The organism is Crocosphaera sp. (genome assembly GCF_030064895.1).
In the GTDB taxonomy this organism is placed as follows: Bacteria; Cyanobacteriota; Cyanobacteriia; order Cyanobacteriales; family Microcystaceae; genus Crocosphaera.
The window spans coordinates 1-16066 of the sequence record NZ_JASJEB010000050.1 but is presented as its reverse complement, the minus strand read 5'-3'; the positions used below and the strand labels follow the sequence as shown (position 1 = coordinate 16066).

Below are 16066 nucleotides of genomic sequence, written 5' to 3'. Positions count from 1 at the left end.
ACCTCTTATTTTTAATCATTAAATAATCAATAGTTAGTAATAGATAAAAATTACAGACTGTTATTGGGGTCAAATCTCCATATTCCTTATTATATAAGGCTTTCAGGCTTGTTCTCAATTCTCTCATGAATAATGCAGGTTAGGACATTTTTTCACCCTCCTGCCTCGTGCTATACAAGGTATCTTCAGGAAAAAAAGATACAAAGTAAGGCAAGATTCTTGATAACCTAGTAATATTATTGGCTTTTTCTGTGCAGAAGGAATGTCTAGCAAAAGCGATCGCTTTGAAATTAAATTCTGGGGAGTTCGAGGGAGTATCCCCTGTCCAGGAACCCAAACAGTTCGTTATGGGGGCAATACCACCTGTGTAGAAATGCGCGTGGGTGGGGAAAGATTGATTTTTGATGGTGGAACGGGAATACGCATTTTAGGGGACTCTTTGTTGTCAGAAATGCCAGTAACCGGTCATCTCTTTTTTACTCATTCTCATTGGGATCATATTCAAGGGTTTCCTTTTTTTGCTCCTGCTTTTATCCCTGGTAATAAGTTTCATATTTATGGTTTACCAGCACCCAATGGGGCAACTATTAAGCAGCGTCTTCACGCTCAAATGTTGCACCCTAATTTTCCAGTTCCCTTGCAAATTATGCAGGCTAATCTGGAATTTTATGATATCGAAGCAAAAGAAATTATTCATATTAATGATGTCACGGTGGAAACAGGAAGGTTAAATCATCCTGGGGAAGCTTTAGGATATCGGGTGACTTATCAAGGTTTAACGGCGGTTTTTGTTACGGACACAGAACATTTTCCAGATAGTTTAGATAATAATGTTCTTCATTTAGCGAGAAATGCGCAGGTATTAATCATTGATACAACCTATACCGATGAGGAGTATTATGACCCAAAATATAGTAAGGTGGGTTGGGGTCATTCTACTTGGCAGGAAGCTGTCAAAATAGCTAAGGCCGCTAATGTGAAAAAATTAGTTTTGTTTCATCATGATCCTGCTCACCATGATAACTTTTTAGACAAAATTAAATTAGAGGTTCAAGAGGTTTTTCCTAACGCTATCTTAGCTAAAGAAAGTTTAGTAATTGATTTGAAACAAGAGTTTCCTCAACCGTTATGAAAAACTTAGACAAACTATGACCAAACATTGAACATTAAACATTGAACATCTTTCATCTTTCATTTTGGTTTCAAGCCTCTCCCTAAAGGGAGAAAGAAGTTTGGGAGAGGTTTCAAGCCTACTTCCAAACGAATGTTAAATGATAAATGAAATGACCGAAGTAGAACTTTTTTGACTATGGAACCTGGTAAACTCCCAGAGAAGAGTTGAAAACTAAATCCCTTTCTGCCCGAAGTCCATTGAACATATTGTCAAAAACTTTTCTGATGGGAGCTTGTTGAAGAGATTCATCATTAAAGTAACTATGTGAAGTGCCAACTTGATCAGTTAGGTCAATATAAAAAGGTTTCTCTGCTGTCAAGTTGCGTATCCAATGACCCAATCGAGCAAGCTGCTGTTCCCCAAATTTCGCTCGAGATGCTGCTAGAGCAAAGTCATCCTCGTTAATAGTGACATACAAACGCTTTCTATATGCCAGACGGTCAACCCACTCTTCATGACCTTGGTTGTTCACATCTGCAGCTAACAAACCAATATTGTCAAAGAAAATAGTCTCATTGGAGTAAAGATCCGAACGAACTAATTGCTCAAGTAAATAGTTTCCCATGCTGTGACAGGCTAAATTAAAACTTTGATTACAAGCGAGATCGCGATACTTATCCAGATAAATACGAAGGACATCGAAACATCTATCAAGACCCCCTATGGACTCTGCTGCTTCACGTTTGTCACTTTTGTAGCTCAAAATACCTCTGGTGCGGTCTAAAATACGTCTGCTTTCTGAGCCATTTGAGGGCCAGGTAAAAAGAAGCACCTTCACGTTATAGTTGGTTTCGAGTGAATATCCAATATCCAAAGCATCTTTAAAGCTTGTATTAAAACCATGGACATAAAAGAGGCAGTTTTGCTTCTTAACTTTCATTTGCTCTTGTTCACGGAGAAAAATAACTTCGCTAGCAGGCATTTCCGTCCCTTGATAAGAAAGTTGATCTGGGAAAATCTCAACCTGCCATTGTCCATCAATCTTGTTGGCCTCGGCAACGCGAAGTTCCGTAGGACCATTTTCATTAAAGTTTTCACCAAATTTTTTGTCTGGTGATTCTTGCTCTTGAAGATTCCGATTAGTAACAATGATCATATATTTATAAAAGCGGGAGTTCACTTAATTATAATTAACTATGTCTAACACCGAAATTATTGTTATTGGTAGCGGTATTGGCGGCCTAAGTTGTGCGGCTTTATTAGCTCATTATGGCTTAGAAGTCACCGTCTGCGAAAGTCATACCATTGCTGGTGGTGCTGCCCATAGTTTTCAACGGGATGGTTTTATTTTTGACTCGGGCCCATCCTTATATTCTGGACTTTCTTATAGTCCCTCACCCAACCCCTTAAAACAAGTTTTAGATGCCATTGGGGAACCCTTACCTTGCATTAACTATGATACTTGGGGCTGTTACTTACCCGAAGGCAACTTTAACACCTCTGTCGGGGCCGATCAATTTTGTAATATTCTGCAACAACTACAAGGGAAAACGGCAGTAGAAGAATGGCGCAAGTTACAAAAGGTGATGAAACCTTTAGCCCAGGCAAGTATTGCCCTTCCCCCCGCGGCCATTCGCTTCGACTGGAATGCGATCTTAACCGTGAGTAAGTTTGCACCTCAGTTGATCCGCAACAGTAATCAAGTCTTAAAGCTAACTGGGCCTTTTAGTAATATTCTCCATGAAGTCATTAGCGATCGCTTTATTCGTAATTGGTTAGACTTGCTGTGTTTCCTCTTATCCGGACTACCAGCTACCGGAACCAGCACAGCAGAAATGGCCTTTATGTTTGCGGACTGGTATCGGCCTGGGGTGGTATTAGATTATCCTGTGGGGGGAAGTGGTGCCTTAGTGGATGCTTTGGTAAGAGGTTTAACCAAAAATGGCGGTAAAATTCGCTTAAACTCTCACGTTGAGCAAATATTAGTCAAAAATAAACAAGCGATCGGAGTAAAATTACGCAACGGTGACACCCTAACTGCTACCCGTGGGGTTATTTCTAATGCGTCGGTTTGGGATACCCTGAAACTGTTACCTTTGGATACTGTATCGCAACAGTGGCGAAGGCAAAAACAAGAGACTCCACCCTGTGAGAGTTTTATGCACCTTCATCTGGGTATTGATGGTGAAAACCTACCCTCAGACTTACCTTGTCATCATATTGTGGTCAATGACTGGGAAAAAGGTATTACGGCCGAGCAAAACGTGGTCTTAGTTTCTATTCCCTCCCTTCTTGACCCCAGTTTAGCTCCTCCAGGAAAACAAACTATTCATGTCTATACTCCAGGGAACGAACCCTATAAACTTTGGTCGCAACTAAAGCGCAACAGTAACGCTTATCAGCAACAAAAAGAAGCCAGAAGTCAAGTGATGTGGCAAGCATTAGAACGTATTATCCCTGATATCCGCCATCGGGTTTCTGTCTCTTTAGTGGGAACTCCCTTAACCCATGAACGATTTTTGCGTCGTTATCGGGGTTCTTATGGACCGGCTATCCAAGCAGGAAAAGCCTTATTTCCAGGGCCTAATACCCCGGTTGAAGGGTTATGGTGTTGCGGTGACTCTACTTTTCCGGGTATCGGTTTACCAGCAGTGGCAGCTAGTGGCATGATGTTGGCTAATACTTTCGCAGAAGTAGATCAACATTTACAGTTGTTAAAACGTTTAGCTTTAATGTAGGTTTGGCTCAAAAAACAAATAGAGTGAACACTAACAATAAAGTTAGCATTCCTGGCCAGTAAAGTAACTTCGGGATCAAACTTTCTTGATACTGAAGCCAACGAATGTTGGGTTTTTGACTAAATAAAATAGCATTAATTGCCACCGCAATAATTAAGAGATATAAGATAAAATAAAAATATTCTAAATAGAGAATTCCTCCTGCCAATATTTCCCCCCGCAGGTTGATTTGATCAAGAATAACGATAAAAAGAAAGGCACTACAAGCTGAGACAATGGCTAAACTATCAGCTTCATTCAGAATTAGTAAATGAACTAAAAATAGTAACAAAGCAACTACAATCGGTACCATTAGGTTATTGATAAAAATATTAATAAAATCTCTTTGAAGGATTATGGTGAAATAAAGTTCGGGATGATTTTTTTGTCCTATATAGTTGTGAATACCAAAGTTCGTATTATAACCATTGATATGATATTCAAAAAAACTCCCTTGAATTCTCCAACCAGGAAGCACAAAATCTTCTTCTAAACCAGGTCTAGAAACTGGGTTAATTAATTCGTAGGACTGAAAATCTGGAGTCAATATAACATTTTTATAAAAATCCTGATGCCATAATCTTAACCAAACTTGTTTAGAATCAAAAGGATATTTTGAATAATCAAATTCTTGTCTTAATTTAGCTTCAAAATACCAACCAATGATCTCTTCACTACCTTCTCTATACCGGTAATATTCAGTAATCTTAGGATCAATAGCTTCTGCTAAAATAAAACCCTGAGAAATGCTTTCATGTATCTTTTTGTTATACTTTTGCCAAATGTAACCCGTAACAAAAACATCATTGGCATCTTGAAATTCTAGAGATTGAATAAAAATACCGGTCGGAATATATTGAGGGGATTTTTCCTGATCGATAGATTTTGTACTAGAGTTTAAAAACTTATTTAAACCAGCTTCACCAAAAACTAAAACTCTATCTTTTTGACTCTTGATTTGATAAATTTTGTTTTGACTAATATCCATAGACCAGATTGCAAAAATTCCTACACCTAAGAAAATAGAACTATAATAAGACAGTAACCACAAACTTTTAATGGTACCTTGATAAGTCCTTAAAAGAAGAATACTGAGAAAAAAGAACAAAGCAATCAGTCCTAAAATAATAGTCGTCAATTTCTGTTTTTGACTTTCGGTATTAACTAAAATTTCGTCCTTAATAAACACAACTCCCAATGACCAGTCCGTAGAAGGAATGGGTTCAAAAAAGATCCAAGCCTTTTGTCCCGTTAATTCATCATCATAATCAATAACCATTGCTTGGGACTGTTTAGTTACTTTTTCTAAGGTTAATTGTAACTGTTTTGATCTTTCTACTCTTGGTAATTCAAAGATAGTTTTTTGCTGTTTAACCAAATCGCTATTGGGATGACATAAAAACGTTCCTTTCTTAGAAAAAATAAATCCATAACCTGTTTTTCCCAGTTCTAGGGAAGTCATGTGTTGTTTTAAATTATCTAAGGAATAGTTAACACATACAACACCGGCTGGCATTTGTTTTTTAGTGGTAGGATCAATTTCATAAAAAGGAGTGCAAAAATCTGCAAGAAGAGATTGAGCAATTTTCCCAAAATAAGGTTCTACCCAAGTCTCCCCTTCAACCAAAGGACGATGATACCAATCATGTTCAGGTTCAGTGTAGTCGTATAAGTCCTCAACTGGGTCAAGTTGTATTTTTCCCTCCTTTCGCTTATAACTGGTAGCATAAAGTCGAATATTAGGATCATAACCATAGGGAACATAAGCAACTCCAGCCTGATAAAATGCAGTATTTTCCTCCATTGTGCTGCGTAACCTGTCTAAAAGTTGCTCTTTTTTTAAGCGTCCTGAAGTAAGATCATTAGCAATAGCTGTGGCACTGTTTTTTAGTTTAACTAAATGACTATCGATTTTTTTTGCTGCTTCAACCGCTTCTTGTTTCGCATTATTTTTAGCATCTGCTAAGATATGATGTCTTTCTCGCCAATAACTATAACCTGTAAAGATAACCAGCAAAAAACTAGAAATACAGATAAACAATGAGACTCTAAATACTTTTTGTGGTTGTTTCATGGCCGATATTTCCTTTAATTACTAACGACCAACTTCTTCTCAGACGTGATAAGCTAAAATCACAGGAAATTCAAATACGGAAAACCCCTCATTACCATTTTAACTATTTCTGATAGCAAAAAAATATTTTTTATAATAAAAATCAAAATAAAGACATAAAAATCAACATTGTTTAAATTTTAAATCTTCTACTTTTTCCAGGTATTTTGTACTTTGAATAAATATTCTCCAGATATCAGACCCGCCAGTTGGGAAAAACAGGAAAAGAACTTATAAAATTAACATCGATGATTAGGTGGATTCTGCATTAGAAATTGTCCATCGAGACTCATTATACTTAGCAGTAATACGCAAACTTTGAATTGTTTCTGTAGATGCTTTATTCAAGGCAACTGGAGAAACTATAACATCAGTTTTGGGACTTCCCTTAACTTTTTCAATCATTGTTGTTAAAGCACTTTCCTGCATCTCATTATTGAGAGAATCTTGACAATATTTCTTAATTTTTTCTCGTCTTTCCCCCACTCGCTTAACTTGCTTGGGATCATTAACATCACCCTTTTCAAGAAAGTTTTGAATACCCTCCCATTTCAATAACTCATCTTCGAGTCTATCGGTAAGTATCTTTTGTATTTCAGATTCAGCTAAATCATTTTCGGAACTAAAAGCCTTCTTACATAATATATATAACTCTTTTGCAAGACTGCTTTGGAGTCTGTTGATTAAGTCTGAGGTAATCATATTTGGCTCAATGTTAAGATCCTCAGATTTATTTATCTCTTCAGTTAAATGCTTGACTATCTTACTCGCTTTGGTGTCACAGTTTTTTTGGGTTTGCTCAAAATCTAAGGTGAACCCATCAAGATTAATTTCTTTAATAAGAAACTTGAGATCAAGATTAATTTCGCACAAAACCGCGGAGGGGACTTGAAAATTACTCAAGACATTCTCATGGTTGTCAACGACTTGATTTTTCTTGTATTTGTAGCTAAGTTGGCTTGAGTATTCATTAGCTAAGTCTTGAGCTTCAGATAAGTCATTGAGGATAGCACCAACTACTTTACTTAACTGCATACTTTTACTCTGATAAATTTATAGATCAAAATGCTTATGTTTTTCTATGTTTTCCATTTCCTTATGAACCTTTTGCAACACTTCTAAAGCCGATCGAGACTGACTACGATCCATAGTTAAAGTCAATAAACAGCTTGGACATTGGAATGAGGGTTGATACAATAAACTCTGGACAGACATTTCAATAAAAAAGCCACATCGGGGACAAGGAATCCCTGGAGAGCGTTTTTCGTCAGGATTGTTAGACATAATATATACCTCAATAGTAAACAAAAAACTTCACTTGCCTAATCTCAAAGGAAATTAAGCCGTAAATTCAGGAATAATCAACGTTGCTTGATTCGACACATCAGGAGTCGTCGCTGAAAGGGTAAGGGTGACTTTTTGTTGGGATTGCTTCACCGCTGGCGTTGAAGTCCTAGCCCTCTCTACAGTGATATTGAACTCAACCACACCGTTATTGTCGGTTGTTAGGCTTGCACCACTGGCAAGTCTAAGGGTAGGATTATCGGGTTCAGCTCCATCAATAGCTAGGGTAACCGTTTCATCCGTCACCGGATTTCCTTGGTCATCGAATAAAGCGGCCCTGATGAAAAAAGCTTGTCCTCCAGTAGTGGGACTATTAGCGACTAAAGTTGAAGGAACGATATCTAAACGGGCTGAGGAAACTTCCTCTGATGAGATGGGTTTGACCGATGTAGCTTGGTTAACAGTAGACATCCAATAAGCGAGTCCACCTGGAATGTCTGCCTGTTTCATTTGGATTTTAACCGTCATGTTAGCATCTAGGCTGGTTTTAAATTCCCCATTCTCTGAGCTTCCTACACTAGGGGATAATCTTGCCTGAAATCCTTTAAACTCTTCGTATTTGCTGGCATCATCTTGCTTTTTTACATCGTCGTTTGTCTCTCCGGTCAGTCCTCCAGGTTTGTTAGTAGCAGTTTGTAGATCAATTTCTGCAAAAAGGCGCAGGTTAAACTGAAATTCTGCTTCTTGAATCTGTAACAAGGGGAGAGGAATTAATGATATCAACGGGACTTCAAGTCGAAACAGCTTTTCTTGGCGATCGTTGGGATCAATCTGTCGATACAAAAAAGTGACCATCTTTAACTTGAAAGGACCAGATGGTTGATCTGAGGCAGTATTTTCATTATCTTCTGAGGAGCTCTCCTTAACGGGTTCGAGCCCATATTCGGTCATGAACTTCACAAAACGCTGGGCTGCGTAAGAGTCAGCCTCCAGGGTTGAAATCAGGGGTTGGGATAAGAGTCTTCCTAAATCAACAATCTTATCGTCACTGATAATGGTCATAAGAATTTCGCTCCGCGTTTTTCCTTGTTCATTGCCTCTTTGCTGTTAACTATCTTTGTGCTTTATGCAAGCTTTCTCCTTGTTCGGTCATAGTCCATTTATAGCTATCCATTTTCACCGTCATCTTCAACGAGGAAAGGGTTTCACTGGGTAATTCTCTTAAGAAACTGGGTTTCATCATAATCTCTGCATGAGGAACCACCCCTGAATATTGTTGAATAAGTTCTCTGGTCTTACTTTCGGCTAAATTATCTTTTACCTCCCTAAATGCCTTTTTAACTTCATCGTTCAATGTGTAAATGATATCTTGTTTAATCTCTTTAAAATTTTCTGGCAGCACACCAGCTTTGCGGTAAAAATCTTCAGCTTGGTCGTAGGTATATTGGATTGAATGTTGAATATCTGGATGTTTCAAAATTCCTTCTAGTAGTTTCTCTTCAATCACTTTTTTGACTTCTTCTAGGGAAATTTGGTGATTACCACGCAAATATAACTCTTTACAAGTCTTAAATAATTTTTGTGTGATAATCTGAATCAAATTTTCCATATATTTCTCTTTTTTAAGTTGTTCTCTGACTTCATTCCATTGGTTTTTTATATCCTGTATTGTGGACTGTTTGGATTGCTCTAAGTTACTTTCTTCTGTGGGTGATGAAGCCGTACGCTCGTTGAGCCAATAGTTAAGCTTATTAGATTTTAGAAACTCATCAAGCTTCGTTTTCATCTCATCAGTAGCCTTATCAACGATTTCTGTAGCCAGTTCTTGGCATTGACTCCAAGTCATTTCTACATCAAAGCCAATGGCATTATCATACAAGTCAGTTAAGGCGAATTGTAACTCAAACTCAATTTCTTTTAAAACACTGGCTGGAGCGTCAAAGTTATTGAGTAGATTTTCATTACTGTTTCTATATTGTTTATATTTACGGCTAATCTGACTGGCATATTCATTAGACAAGTCTTGTGCTGTTACTAGGTCAACGAGAATGGAACCAATAACTTTTCTAAGTAGCATATCAATCCTTTGTTTATAGATAAGGTTTTACGAAGGGATAATGGATAATCGAGACTTTATTAATTAGCTGAATACAGGGAATTCAAAGCAAGGATTAAAAACTTCTATGATTTTTTAAAACTTTTTTCTCCTATCTTTAGACTGCCATAAAAGTGTCTATTTCACTATAAAAAAAAGAGAAAGATTCCTCGCTACTTTTCCTCATTCTTAACAACAACCAGTGATTATCCATGATTGAAATCTCTAAAGACAGCTAATTTCAGATTTCATTGATGACAGAGTGCCAGGAGCAGCAATCTATTTAACTTTAAATAAATTGCTGCCTATCATAACCCAGTTTAGGTAGTATATTCGGGAATGATTATAGTGATGGTCTTAGAAGCAGGAGGTGTTGTAGATTCTAACTTGAGTTTCACTCGCTGTGCTTGCTCTGTCTTAGAAGGAGGATCAATGGTAACATTGGGGGTCGAGGTATAGCCTGAACCTCCGTTATCGACTTTGATAGTACCAACTTTACTTGGAGTTGCCTCACTTGGATTTGCCGGGTCCATCTCTGCTGTCGCTGTTGCCCCAGTACCACCACCACCAGTAATGGTAACATTGGGGGTCGAGGTATAGCCTGAACCTCCGTTATCGACTTTGATAGTACCAACTTTACTTGGATCGCTAGTATCCATAGTTGCTGTCGCTGTTGCTTGAACTGTCGTGGCTACTTCGGGAATTTTGATCTCGAACTCTACAGTACCATCCTCATCCGTTGGCTCTAAAGTCAGGGGTTCAATGGCAGGTTTAGAAGTGCCAATAGTAGCCGTAAGAGTTTGGCCAGCAACACGCATTGCTTTTTCATCAAATAAGATAGCCGTTACCAGTAATTTTTGCTTACCGTTAGTGGGATCACTCGCCACTAAAGTTGAAGGGGCAATTTGTAGATTGGCTTTATTAGCAGTGGAGGTAATACTACCCTCTAGAATGTTTAGCACTTTGGCTAAACCGGCCGGCATACTATCTTGTCCTGCATGAACATGAACATCCATAGTATACTCAACCGAGTATTTAGACTTCTGAGTCGCTTTAGAATCCTTTTTACTGGAGTAACTAGCCTGAAACTTGGCTTTCGCAGAGAAAAGACCCCAGCCAACCTTGACCTCAGCACTTCCTGAACCACTGGTAGCAGATGAGGCTGTATCTTCTTGATAAGTTGATGAGGAAGCATTAATGTTGGCTTTAAATTCGATATCAACCTCATCCACCGCTAAGTAAGGAATCGGCAGGATGGTTAATAAAGGAACGATCAGTTTTGCTTCTCGTCCATCAGCATAATAGACGAATTCTACTGGAATGGTCTTACCATCTTTCAAGCCCACCTTTTGGATAAAGTCGATGGTTGTGTTGGCTGACTGTGCTTGAGCATCAATTGCAGCCTGTAAAGGACCACCAATTAAAGAGGAAAAGGGAATACCTTGTAAGGCCGATGTTGCTACATTGGACGGCGTGGTATCAATAGCTGGCATAGTAATTATCCTTGTATTTATATTTAATGGACAAAGTTAGGGAATTATAAATTGTTTCAATAACAATCTTGGTGAATGCAGAGTTTAAGTTAGCTATCATTAAAACAATTCATTATCCCAAGAGAAAAAACTTTCACAGCGATTTAAACCGCTTTTATCATCTGAGCGTTGAAAAATCAGATACAATCTTTTGTTTAAAGCTCAGGTCAATCTACTTACTATTAAAGCATTACCTAAGACAAAAAAGACTATATTTGAGGATTTTAAGTACAAAAATTCACATATTTTAAACGTTATTTATATAAGAATTTTAAAAGAAAAAAATTAAAGCTATGAGTTATATAAAACCTAGATAAGAAAGAAGAAGTGTTACAATTTTTAATCATAAAAATTGTCTAGATATGTCATACTATAGACATAGTTAGGATCAGTGAATTTTAAGAATAAAGGAAAAAAATCGATTGGGCTTTGTTGGGTTTATTTTTAAGGTTTAATCGATTCCATTTCAGTGGACTCACTTTAACATTAAGAGAGGGAGTTTATCATGAAAATTAGTCAAGAAGGCATTAATGTAATTAAAAATTTTGAAGGGTGTCGTTTAAAAACTTATGCTGACACTGGAGGCGTTGCTAAATCGTCTGGTTTGTTAAGGATGTTCCCTGAATAATAGAGATAACAAAACGATAATAGCTTAAAGCCAAATTTGGAGATCATAACAATGAACACAATTAAAGCAGTCAAAAAAACGTGCCTCAAAAAATCAGTTGCTCAAGCATCTCAACTGTCTGATAAACAAAAAGTTGCTGTTCCTGTAGGAAAAACCTATCAAGTTCTCAACCATACACCAGCCGAACAAGGCCATTACAAAGTAGAATTAAACTATGATGCGGGAACTTGGTATATTTGGTCAGGCCATTGGCAAGTGCCTTGGGAAGATCATACAGAACAACCAGAAACTACAGAAGCAAAATTCTTTACGGCGGAAAATCTTAAAGCCATTATGCCCCAAGCTTCTAATAGTGATATTGCCACTTATGTTGAACCTCTCAACAAAGTCTTACATGACTTTAATCTAGCAACAACAGCTAGGGCCTGTGCTTTTATCGCTCAAATTGCCCACGAAAGCGGTTCTCTGCGCTATAAAGAAGAGATTGCCAGTGGTGCAGCTTATGAAGGACGACGGGATCTCGGCAACACCCAACCTGGAGACGGCAAACGGTTCAAAGGACGGGGGTTAATTCAACTCACCGGACGTGCTAATTATCGTCAATGTGCTAAAGCTTTGGGTAAACCCTTAGAAAACAACCCGGAATTAGTGATTAAAGATCCCTATACTAATGCTGCGGTAGCTGGTTGGTATTGGCAAAGTCGTAATATTAATCAAGCAGCAGATCAAGGGGATTTTCAGAAAGTTACCCGTCTCATTAACGGTGGTTTAAATGGTTATGCAGATCGCTGTCAGTTCTGGGAACGGGCGAAAAAAGTCCTGTCTTCTGGGGGGACTACCTCTGTTCCTTCAACCTTCAAGTCTATCAATTGGAATAACTTTCAAAGCAAAGTCTCTAAATACTTTAGTGTGGGAGAAGTGACCCATTGCGATTGCCGACGTATTCCGACGGACGACACCATCAAGCAAAATATTTTTACCCTAGCGCAAGAATTAGACAAAGTCAGGGAAGCTTGGGGAGGGCCTATTAAGGTCAACTCTTGGTATCGTCCTCCCGCCGTTAACCGTGCTGTTGGAGGGGCAAGTAACTCCCAGCACCTCTATGGTAAAGCAGCCGATATTCTACCGCTTCAAGGTAATATTTATAAGTTCCAAGACTGGTTAGATAAAACCGCTTGGAAAAATAAAGCATTAGGTTATGGTGCTAACAAAGGCTTTGTTCATCTCGATCTTCGACCTGGACATATTCGCTGGAACTATTAGTCTAATCTTTTTTAGGGGCAAGGAATTAACTCATGATTATTGATAGTTTTTCCTTGCCCATAGTGGACATCAGGTTTCCCAGATATGGGAAAAGTGGAGTAGAGAGGTGCGTTATCATGATAACCACAAATCCTATCGAGAACTCATCAGAAACCTTTAAAAAAAGTGCAACTTTACATGAGAGGGATATGGCCTTGGCTTCTCATCGAGTGGAGGTTAACATTGATGAATTATTTGCTAAAGTCACCCATCTAATTACTAATTCTCGACAGGAATTGACGGAAGAGGTACAAGAAGAAATTGCTAAGGTTTCTATTCTTCTGCAAAAAGTCAAGAAATTATCTAGTTCTCATCGCTCTTCTAAAAATGAGCAGAAACAATCGGAAATTAAAGCCTTACTGAATAATCTTGATTTAACCATTCAGTCTTTACAAACTTCAGAGACAATTACCATAGCCAAAAAACTACGTATCAATGCCGAATTTACCATCAGAAAATCGGAAAATCGGTTCACAGCAGGATTAATGAATGTCTGGGAGTATTTTCGTCTTAAATCCAGTATTTCTTTTAAAATCTTGTTAGGCTTGATTTTAGCTTTTCCTCTTTATATTGGAACGCCGCTAGCTCTTTATTCTGGTGCTAATAGGTTAGAAGAAGTCTTAATTAATAAAGAGATTGTGATTGAAGATGAATCAGCAAGATACAATGAATCTCCCGATTTATATAAAAAGGACTATGACATGATGATGGCCTTAGCAACCTTATGTTTTATTGGCGGTTCAACTGGGAGTATTATTAGTATTTTATTTCGACTCAGTAACTACCGTGAAAGTCAAGATCAAAGCAAACTTAGAGAGTCCCTAACGCCGATTTTAGTAGGGTTATGTAAACCGATGATCGGCGGAACTTTTGGTCTGTTAATTTATGCCCTTTTAGCAGGGGGGATTATTCCTCTACAAGTTGGTCACATGAGTGCAGAAAAGCGTCAAGATTTGCGTTGGTTATCCCTTTATTCAATAGCGTTTGTGGTCGGTTTTAGTGAGCGATTAGCTAAAGATATTGTGGCTAACACAGAAAATCAATTTAAGCCTCAAGATTCAGACAATGTTAACACCTTAGTGTCAACAAAATCCGAACCCATAATTGATGATATATTTTAGTATTTTGTAAGGAGGAAATCATGAATATTTCTGAAAAAAAACAATTCAAAATCTTAAGTTTAGATGGCGGTGGTGTTCGGGGAATGATTTCAGCAACCATCCTCAAAGAAGTTGAAAGACAATTGGAAATTTATTGCAAAAAAAATAATCAGCCAACTGTCAAGTTACATGATTATTTTGATATGGTTGCAGGAACTTCTACTGGGTCAATTTTAGCAGCAGGAGTAGCGGCTAAATTTGATGCAGAAAAACTGATTCAATTCTATCAAGAGAATGCAGAAACAATTTTTGATAAGGGAACAAGAACCTTCCGCAACTTGGGAATATTGACTAAATATATTTTACAAATCTTCTTCCCTCAATGGTGTTTATATCCAAACAAAAATAACCAAGGTTTAGCTAAAGTTTTGCAGGATAAGTTAGTCAATGCACAGGGACAACCTTTAAAATTTAATGAGATCAAAGAGCCCATTCTTTTTATTCCTGCTTATGACACTTATAGTCGTAATACCACTTGGTTTGCTAGTAACAGAAAAGAGCCTAATCTTTGGTTTAAAGACATAGAACTGTGGAAATTATGTGTTTGTTCAGCAGCAGCACCAACATTTTTCCCTGCTTATCCTTTATCTTTTTCCGACAAAGAAAACTTACCTCATATTGATGGAGGCGTATCAGCAAATAATCCCTCTTTATCGGCGATCGCACATCTTTTGGTGACCGAGAAAGAAAGTAATCTTAATAACATTTCTGTGTTGTCTATTGGCACAGGAAATACCACGGATGTCTTTACTTATGATAAGATTAGAAAGTGGGGTTTACTGGATGTTATGAGTCATGTTGCTGATGTTTTTCTTAACCCTGGATCTCAAAATACTGAAGCCATTTGTAAGGAATTTTTGAGAAGTGTAGCTAGGAAAAATCACTGTAACTATTTACGACTGAATTTTGATTTAAACCAAGCATTTGAAGGTGAAAGACAACCAGGTAAACTGAGAAAACCGATTGAACCTCATACTGACGCAAAAAATGAGTATCTGGGAGAATATATTTCAGAGGCAATTGATGATCCCAACTTATGTAAACAGTCTGATAGTGGTAAGTCATTATTAGAAAAAGTGGCTGATGCTTATCTACAACAAGAAAATATATCCGCAAAAATTCAAGATTTTATTGAGGATAATCCCCCAACTTTTTCTAGTTTACCTTTAAGCTATAGCCGATCTTTTTAGAGGGATAAGGGTTTTATTTAATTTATACTCACATCTTGCACCTTCGATTAAATTAGCTAGTTTAGGGAGGGAACGGGGAACAGGGAACGGGGAACAGGGTTTATTTTGATGGTAACTGCTTAAGAATTGATTTTGTTTTCTCTATTGTTAAGTTTTCCTGTACTGGTGCAAGATATCAGTTATACCGATAATTAATCTTTTTAAAAAGCTAATTATTGGTATAATGATAATTATTACGGATCAAGCTAGTGAAGACTGATAGTATTTTTTATCAAATTTTCCTCAATTATCCCAGGAGTTTCTTTGACTTAATTGGAGTATCCTCAACTCAAGAGAATAAGTATCAATTTTCTTCCCGTGAAATCAAACAATTATCTTTCCGACTTGATGGTTTGTTTCTCCCCACTGAAGAAGATCCCAACTTACCTTTATATTTAGTTGAGGTACAATTTCAGCCAGATCCCAATTTATATTATCGTCTCTTTGCTGAATTTTTTCTCTTTCTTAAACAATATAAACCCCCTCATTATTGGCAGATAGTTATCATTTATCCTAACCGAAAGGTAGAACGAGAGCAATCTCTTCATTTTGGGGATTTTCTTCAGTTACCTAGTGTTACTAGAATTTATCTGGACGAGTTAGGAAAGGTAGCTGAAAACTCTTTAGGTGTTGGTATCATTAATTTAGTGGTAGAATCAGAAGAAGAGTCTATTTCTCAAGCTAAACAGTTGATTACGACAGCGCAAAATCAATTATAGCAATCGCCAGGGCGATTAGGACATAGAATAGAGAAAGACCCTTAAACTTTTCTCCTCTATGGCTAAACCTTACAGTTATGATCTCCGCCAGAAAGTCATTGATGCAATCGCGC

At 37.6% G+C, this 16066-nt stretch carries 13 protein-coding genes and 1 pseudogene; 7 read left to right on the top strand and 7 right to left on the bottom strand.

Going from position 1 to position 16066, the window contains the following annotated elements:
* Window positions 1-262 precede the first annotated feature (262 nt).
* On the top strand, window positions 263-1132 hold the full coding sequence (locus QNJ66_RS13175; protein ID WP_300507587.1) for an MBL fold metallo-hydrolase: 870 nt from the start codon (window positions 263-265) through the stop codon (window positions 1130-1132).
* A 175-nt stretch (window positions 1133-1307) separates the two neighbouring features.
* Here the strand turns inward: QNJ66_RS13175 and QNJ66_RS13170 are convergent, their stop codons facing one another.
* On the bottom strand, window positions 1308-2270 hold the full coding sequence (locus QNJ66_RS13170) for an alpha/beta hydrolase (RefSeq protein ID WP_300507584.1): 963 nt from the start codon (window positions 2268-2270) through the stop codon (window positions 1308-1310).
* 40 nt (window positions 2271-2310) lie between these two features.
* Between QNJ66_RS13170 and QNJ66_RS13165 the strand changes: the two genes are divergently transcribed.
* Complete coding sequence (locus tag QNJ66_RS13165; protein ID WP_300507581.1) at window positions 2311-3852, top strand: NAD(P)/FAD-dependent oxidoreductase; 1542 nt, start codon at window positions 2311-2313, stop codon at window positions 3850-3852.
* Between the two features lie 7 nt (window positions 3853-3859).
* On the opposite strand, the gene QNJ66_RS13160 is transcribed toward QNJ66_RS13165, so the two are convergent.
* The 6 genes from QNJ66_RS13160 to QNJ66_RS13135 form a co-directional block, all read right to left on the bottom strand.
* Complete coding sequence (locus tag QNJ66_RS13160; RefSeq protein WP_300507578.1) at window positions 3860-5965, bottom strand: cache domain-containing protein; 2106 nt, start codon at window positions 5963-5965, stop codon at window positions 3860-3862.
* A 291-nt stretch (window positions 5966-6256) separates the two neighbouring features.
* Window positions 6257-7039, bottom strand: a complete 783-nt coding sequence (locus tag QNJ66_RS13155) for a hypothetical protein (protein WP_300507575.1) — start codon at window positions 7037-7039, stop codon at window positions 6257-6259.
* A gap of 18 nt (window positions 7040-7057) precedes the next feature.
* Window positions 7058-7288, bottom strand: coding sequence for a hypothetical protein (locus QNJ66_RS13150; protein ID WP_300507573.1), 231 nt, complete (start codon window positions 7286-7288; stop codon window positions 7058-7060).
* Window positions 7289-7342: 54 nt separating this feature from the next.
* On the bottom strand, window positions 7343-8350 hold the full coding sequence (locus QNJ66_RS13145) for an Ig-like domain-containing protein (protein WP_300507571.1): 1008 nt from the start codon (window positions 8348-8350) through the stop codon (window positions 7343-7345).
* A 49-nt stretch (window positions 8351-8399) separates the two neighbouring features.
* Window positions 8400-9365 carry a hypothetical protein gene (locus tag QNJ66_RS13140; RefSeq protein ID WP_300507569.1) on the bottom strand — a complete coding sequence of 322 codons (966 nt, stop codon included), beginning with the start codon at window positions 9363-9365 and terminating at the stop codon, window positions 8400-8402.
* Window positions 9366-9703: 338 nt separating this feature from the next.
* Window positions 9704-10876: a DUF2589 domain-containing protein gene (locus QNJ66_RS13135; protein WP_300507567.1), complete on the bottom strand. Its 1173-nt coding sequence runs from the start codon at window positions 10874-10876 to the stop codon at window positions 9704-9706.
* 544 nt (window positions 10877-11420) lie between these two features.
* Here QNJ66_RS13135 and QNJ66_RS13130 point away from each other — a divergent pair.
* The 5 genes and pseudogenes from QNJ66_RS13130 to QNJ66_RS13110 form a co-directional block, all read left to right on the top strand.
* Window positions 11421-11543, top strand: coding sequence for a hypothetical protein (locus QNJ66_RS13130; RefSeq protein ID WP_300507565.1), 123 nt, complete (start codon window positions 11421-11423; stop codon window positions 11541-11543).
* 51 nt (window positions 11544-11594) lie between these two features.
* The gene (locus tag QNJ66_RS13125; RefSeq protein ID WP_300507562.1) at window positions 11595-12806 is read left to right on the top strand and encodes a D-Ala-D-Ala carboxypeptidase family metallohydrolase; all 1212 of its coding nucleotides are present in this window, start codon (window positions 11595-11597) and stop codon (window positions 12804-12806) included.
* Window positions 12807-12922: 116 nt separating this feature from the next.
* Complete coding sequence (locus QNJ66_RS13120; protein ID WP_300507559.1) at window positions 12923-13966, top strand: hypothetical protein; 1044 nt, start codon at window positions 12923-12925, stop codon at window positions 13964-13966.
* A gap of 20 nt (window positions 13967-13986) precedes the next feature.
* Window positions 13987-15195, top strand: coding sequence for a patatin-like phospholipase family protein (locus tag QNJ66_RS13115; RefSeq protein WP_300507557.1), 1209 nt, complete (start codon window positions 13987-13989; stop codon window positions 15193-15195).
* A 248-nt stretch (window positions 15196-15443) separates the two neighbouring features.
* A pseudogene (locus QNJ66_RS13110) lies at window positions 15444-15950 on the top strand (Rpn family recombination-promoting nuclease/putative transposase); the annotation flags it as partial.
* Window positions 15951-16066 lie beyond the last annotated feature (116 nt).

Excerpts from the sequence above, each read along its gene's own strand:
- QNJ66_RS13175 (WP_300507587.1), top strand. The coding sequence starts at position 263 with ATGTCTAGCAAAAGCGATCGCTTTGAAATTAAATTCTGGGGAGTTCGA.
- QNJ66_RS13170 (WP_300507584.1), bottom strand. The coding sequence starts at position 2,270 with ATGATCATTGTTACTAATCGGAATCTTCAAGAGCAAGAATCACCAGAC.
- QNJ66_RS13165 (WP_300507581.1), top strand. The coding sequence starts at position 2,311 with ATGTCTAACACCGAAATTATTGTTATTGGTAGCGGTATTGGCGGCCTA.
- QNJ66_RS13160 (WP_300507578.1), bottom strand. The coding sequence starts at position 5,965 with ATGAAACAACCACAAAAAGTATTTAGAGTCTCATTGTTTATCTGTATT.
- QNJ66_RS13155 (WP_300507575.1), bottom strand. The coding sequence starts at position 7,039 with ATGCAGTTAAGTAAAGTAGTTGGTGCTATCCTCAATGACTTATCTGAA.
- QNJ66_RS13150 (WP_300507573.1), bottom strand. The coding sequence starts at position 7,288 with ATGTCTAACAATCCTGACGAAAAACGCTCTCCAGGGATTCCTTGTCCC.
- QNJ66_RS13145 (WP_300507571.1), bottom strand. The coding sequence starts at position 8,350 with ATGACCATTATCAGTGACGATAAGATTGTTGATTTAGGAAGACTCTTA.
- QNJ66_RS13140 (WP_300507569.1), bottom strand. The coding sequence starts at position 9,365 with ATGCTACTTAGAAAAGTTATTGGTTCCATTCTCGTTGACCTAGTAACA.
- QNJ66_RS13135 (WP_300507567.1), bottom strand. The coding sequence starts at position 10,876 with ATGCCAGCTATTGATACCACGCCGTCCAATGTAGCAACATCGGCCTTA.
- QNJ66_RS13130 (WP_300507565.1), top strand. The coding sequence starts at position 11,421 with ATGAAAATTAGTCAAGAAGGCATTAATGTAATTAAAAATTTTGAAGGG.
- QNJ66_RS13125 (WP_300507562.1), top strand. The coding sequence starts at position 11,595 with ATGAACACAATTAAAGCAGTCAAAAAAACGTGCCTCAAAAAATCAGTT.
- QNJ66_RS13120 (WP_300507559.1), top strand. The coding sequence starts at position 12,923 with ATGATAACCACAAATCCTATCGAGAACTCATCAGAAACCTTTAAAAAA.
- QNJ66_RS13115 (WP_300507557.1), top strand. The coding sequence starts at position 13,987 with ATGAATATTTCTGAAAAAAAACAATTCAAAATCTTAAGTTTAGATGGC.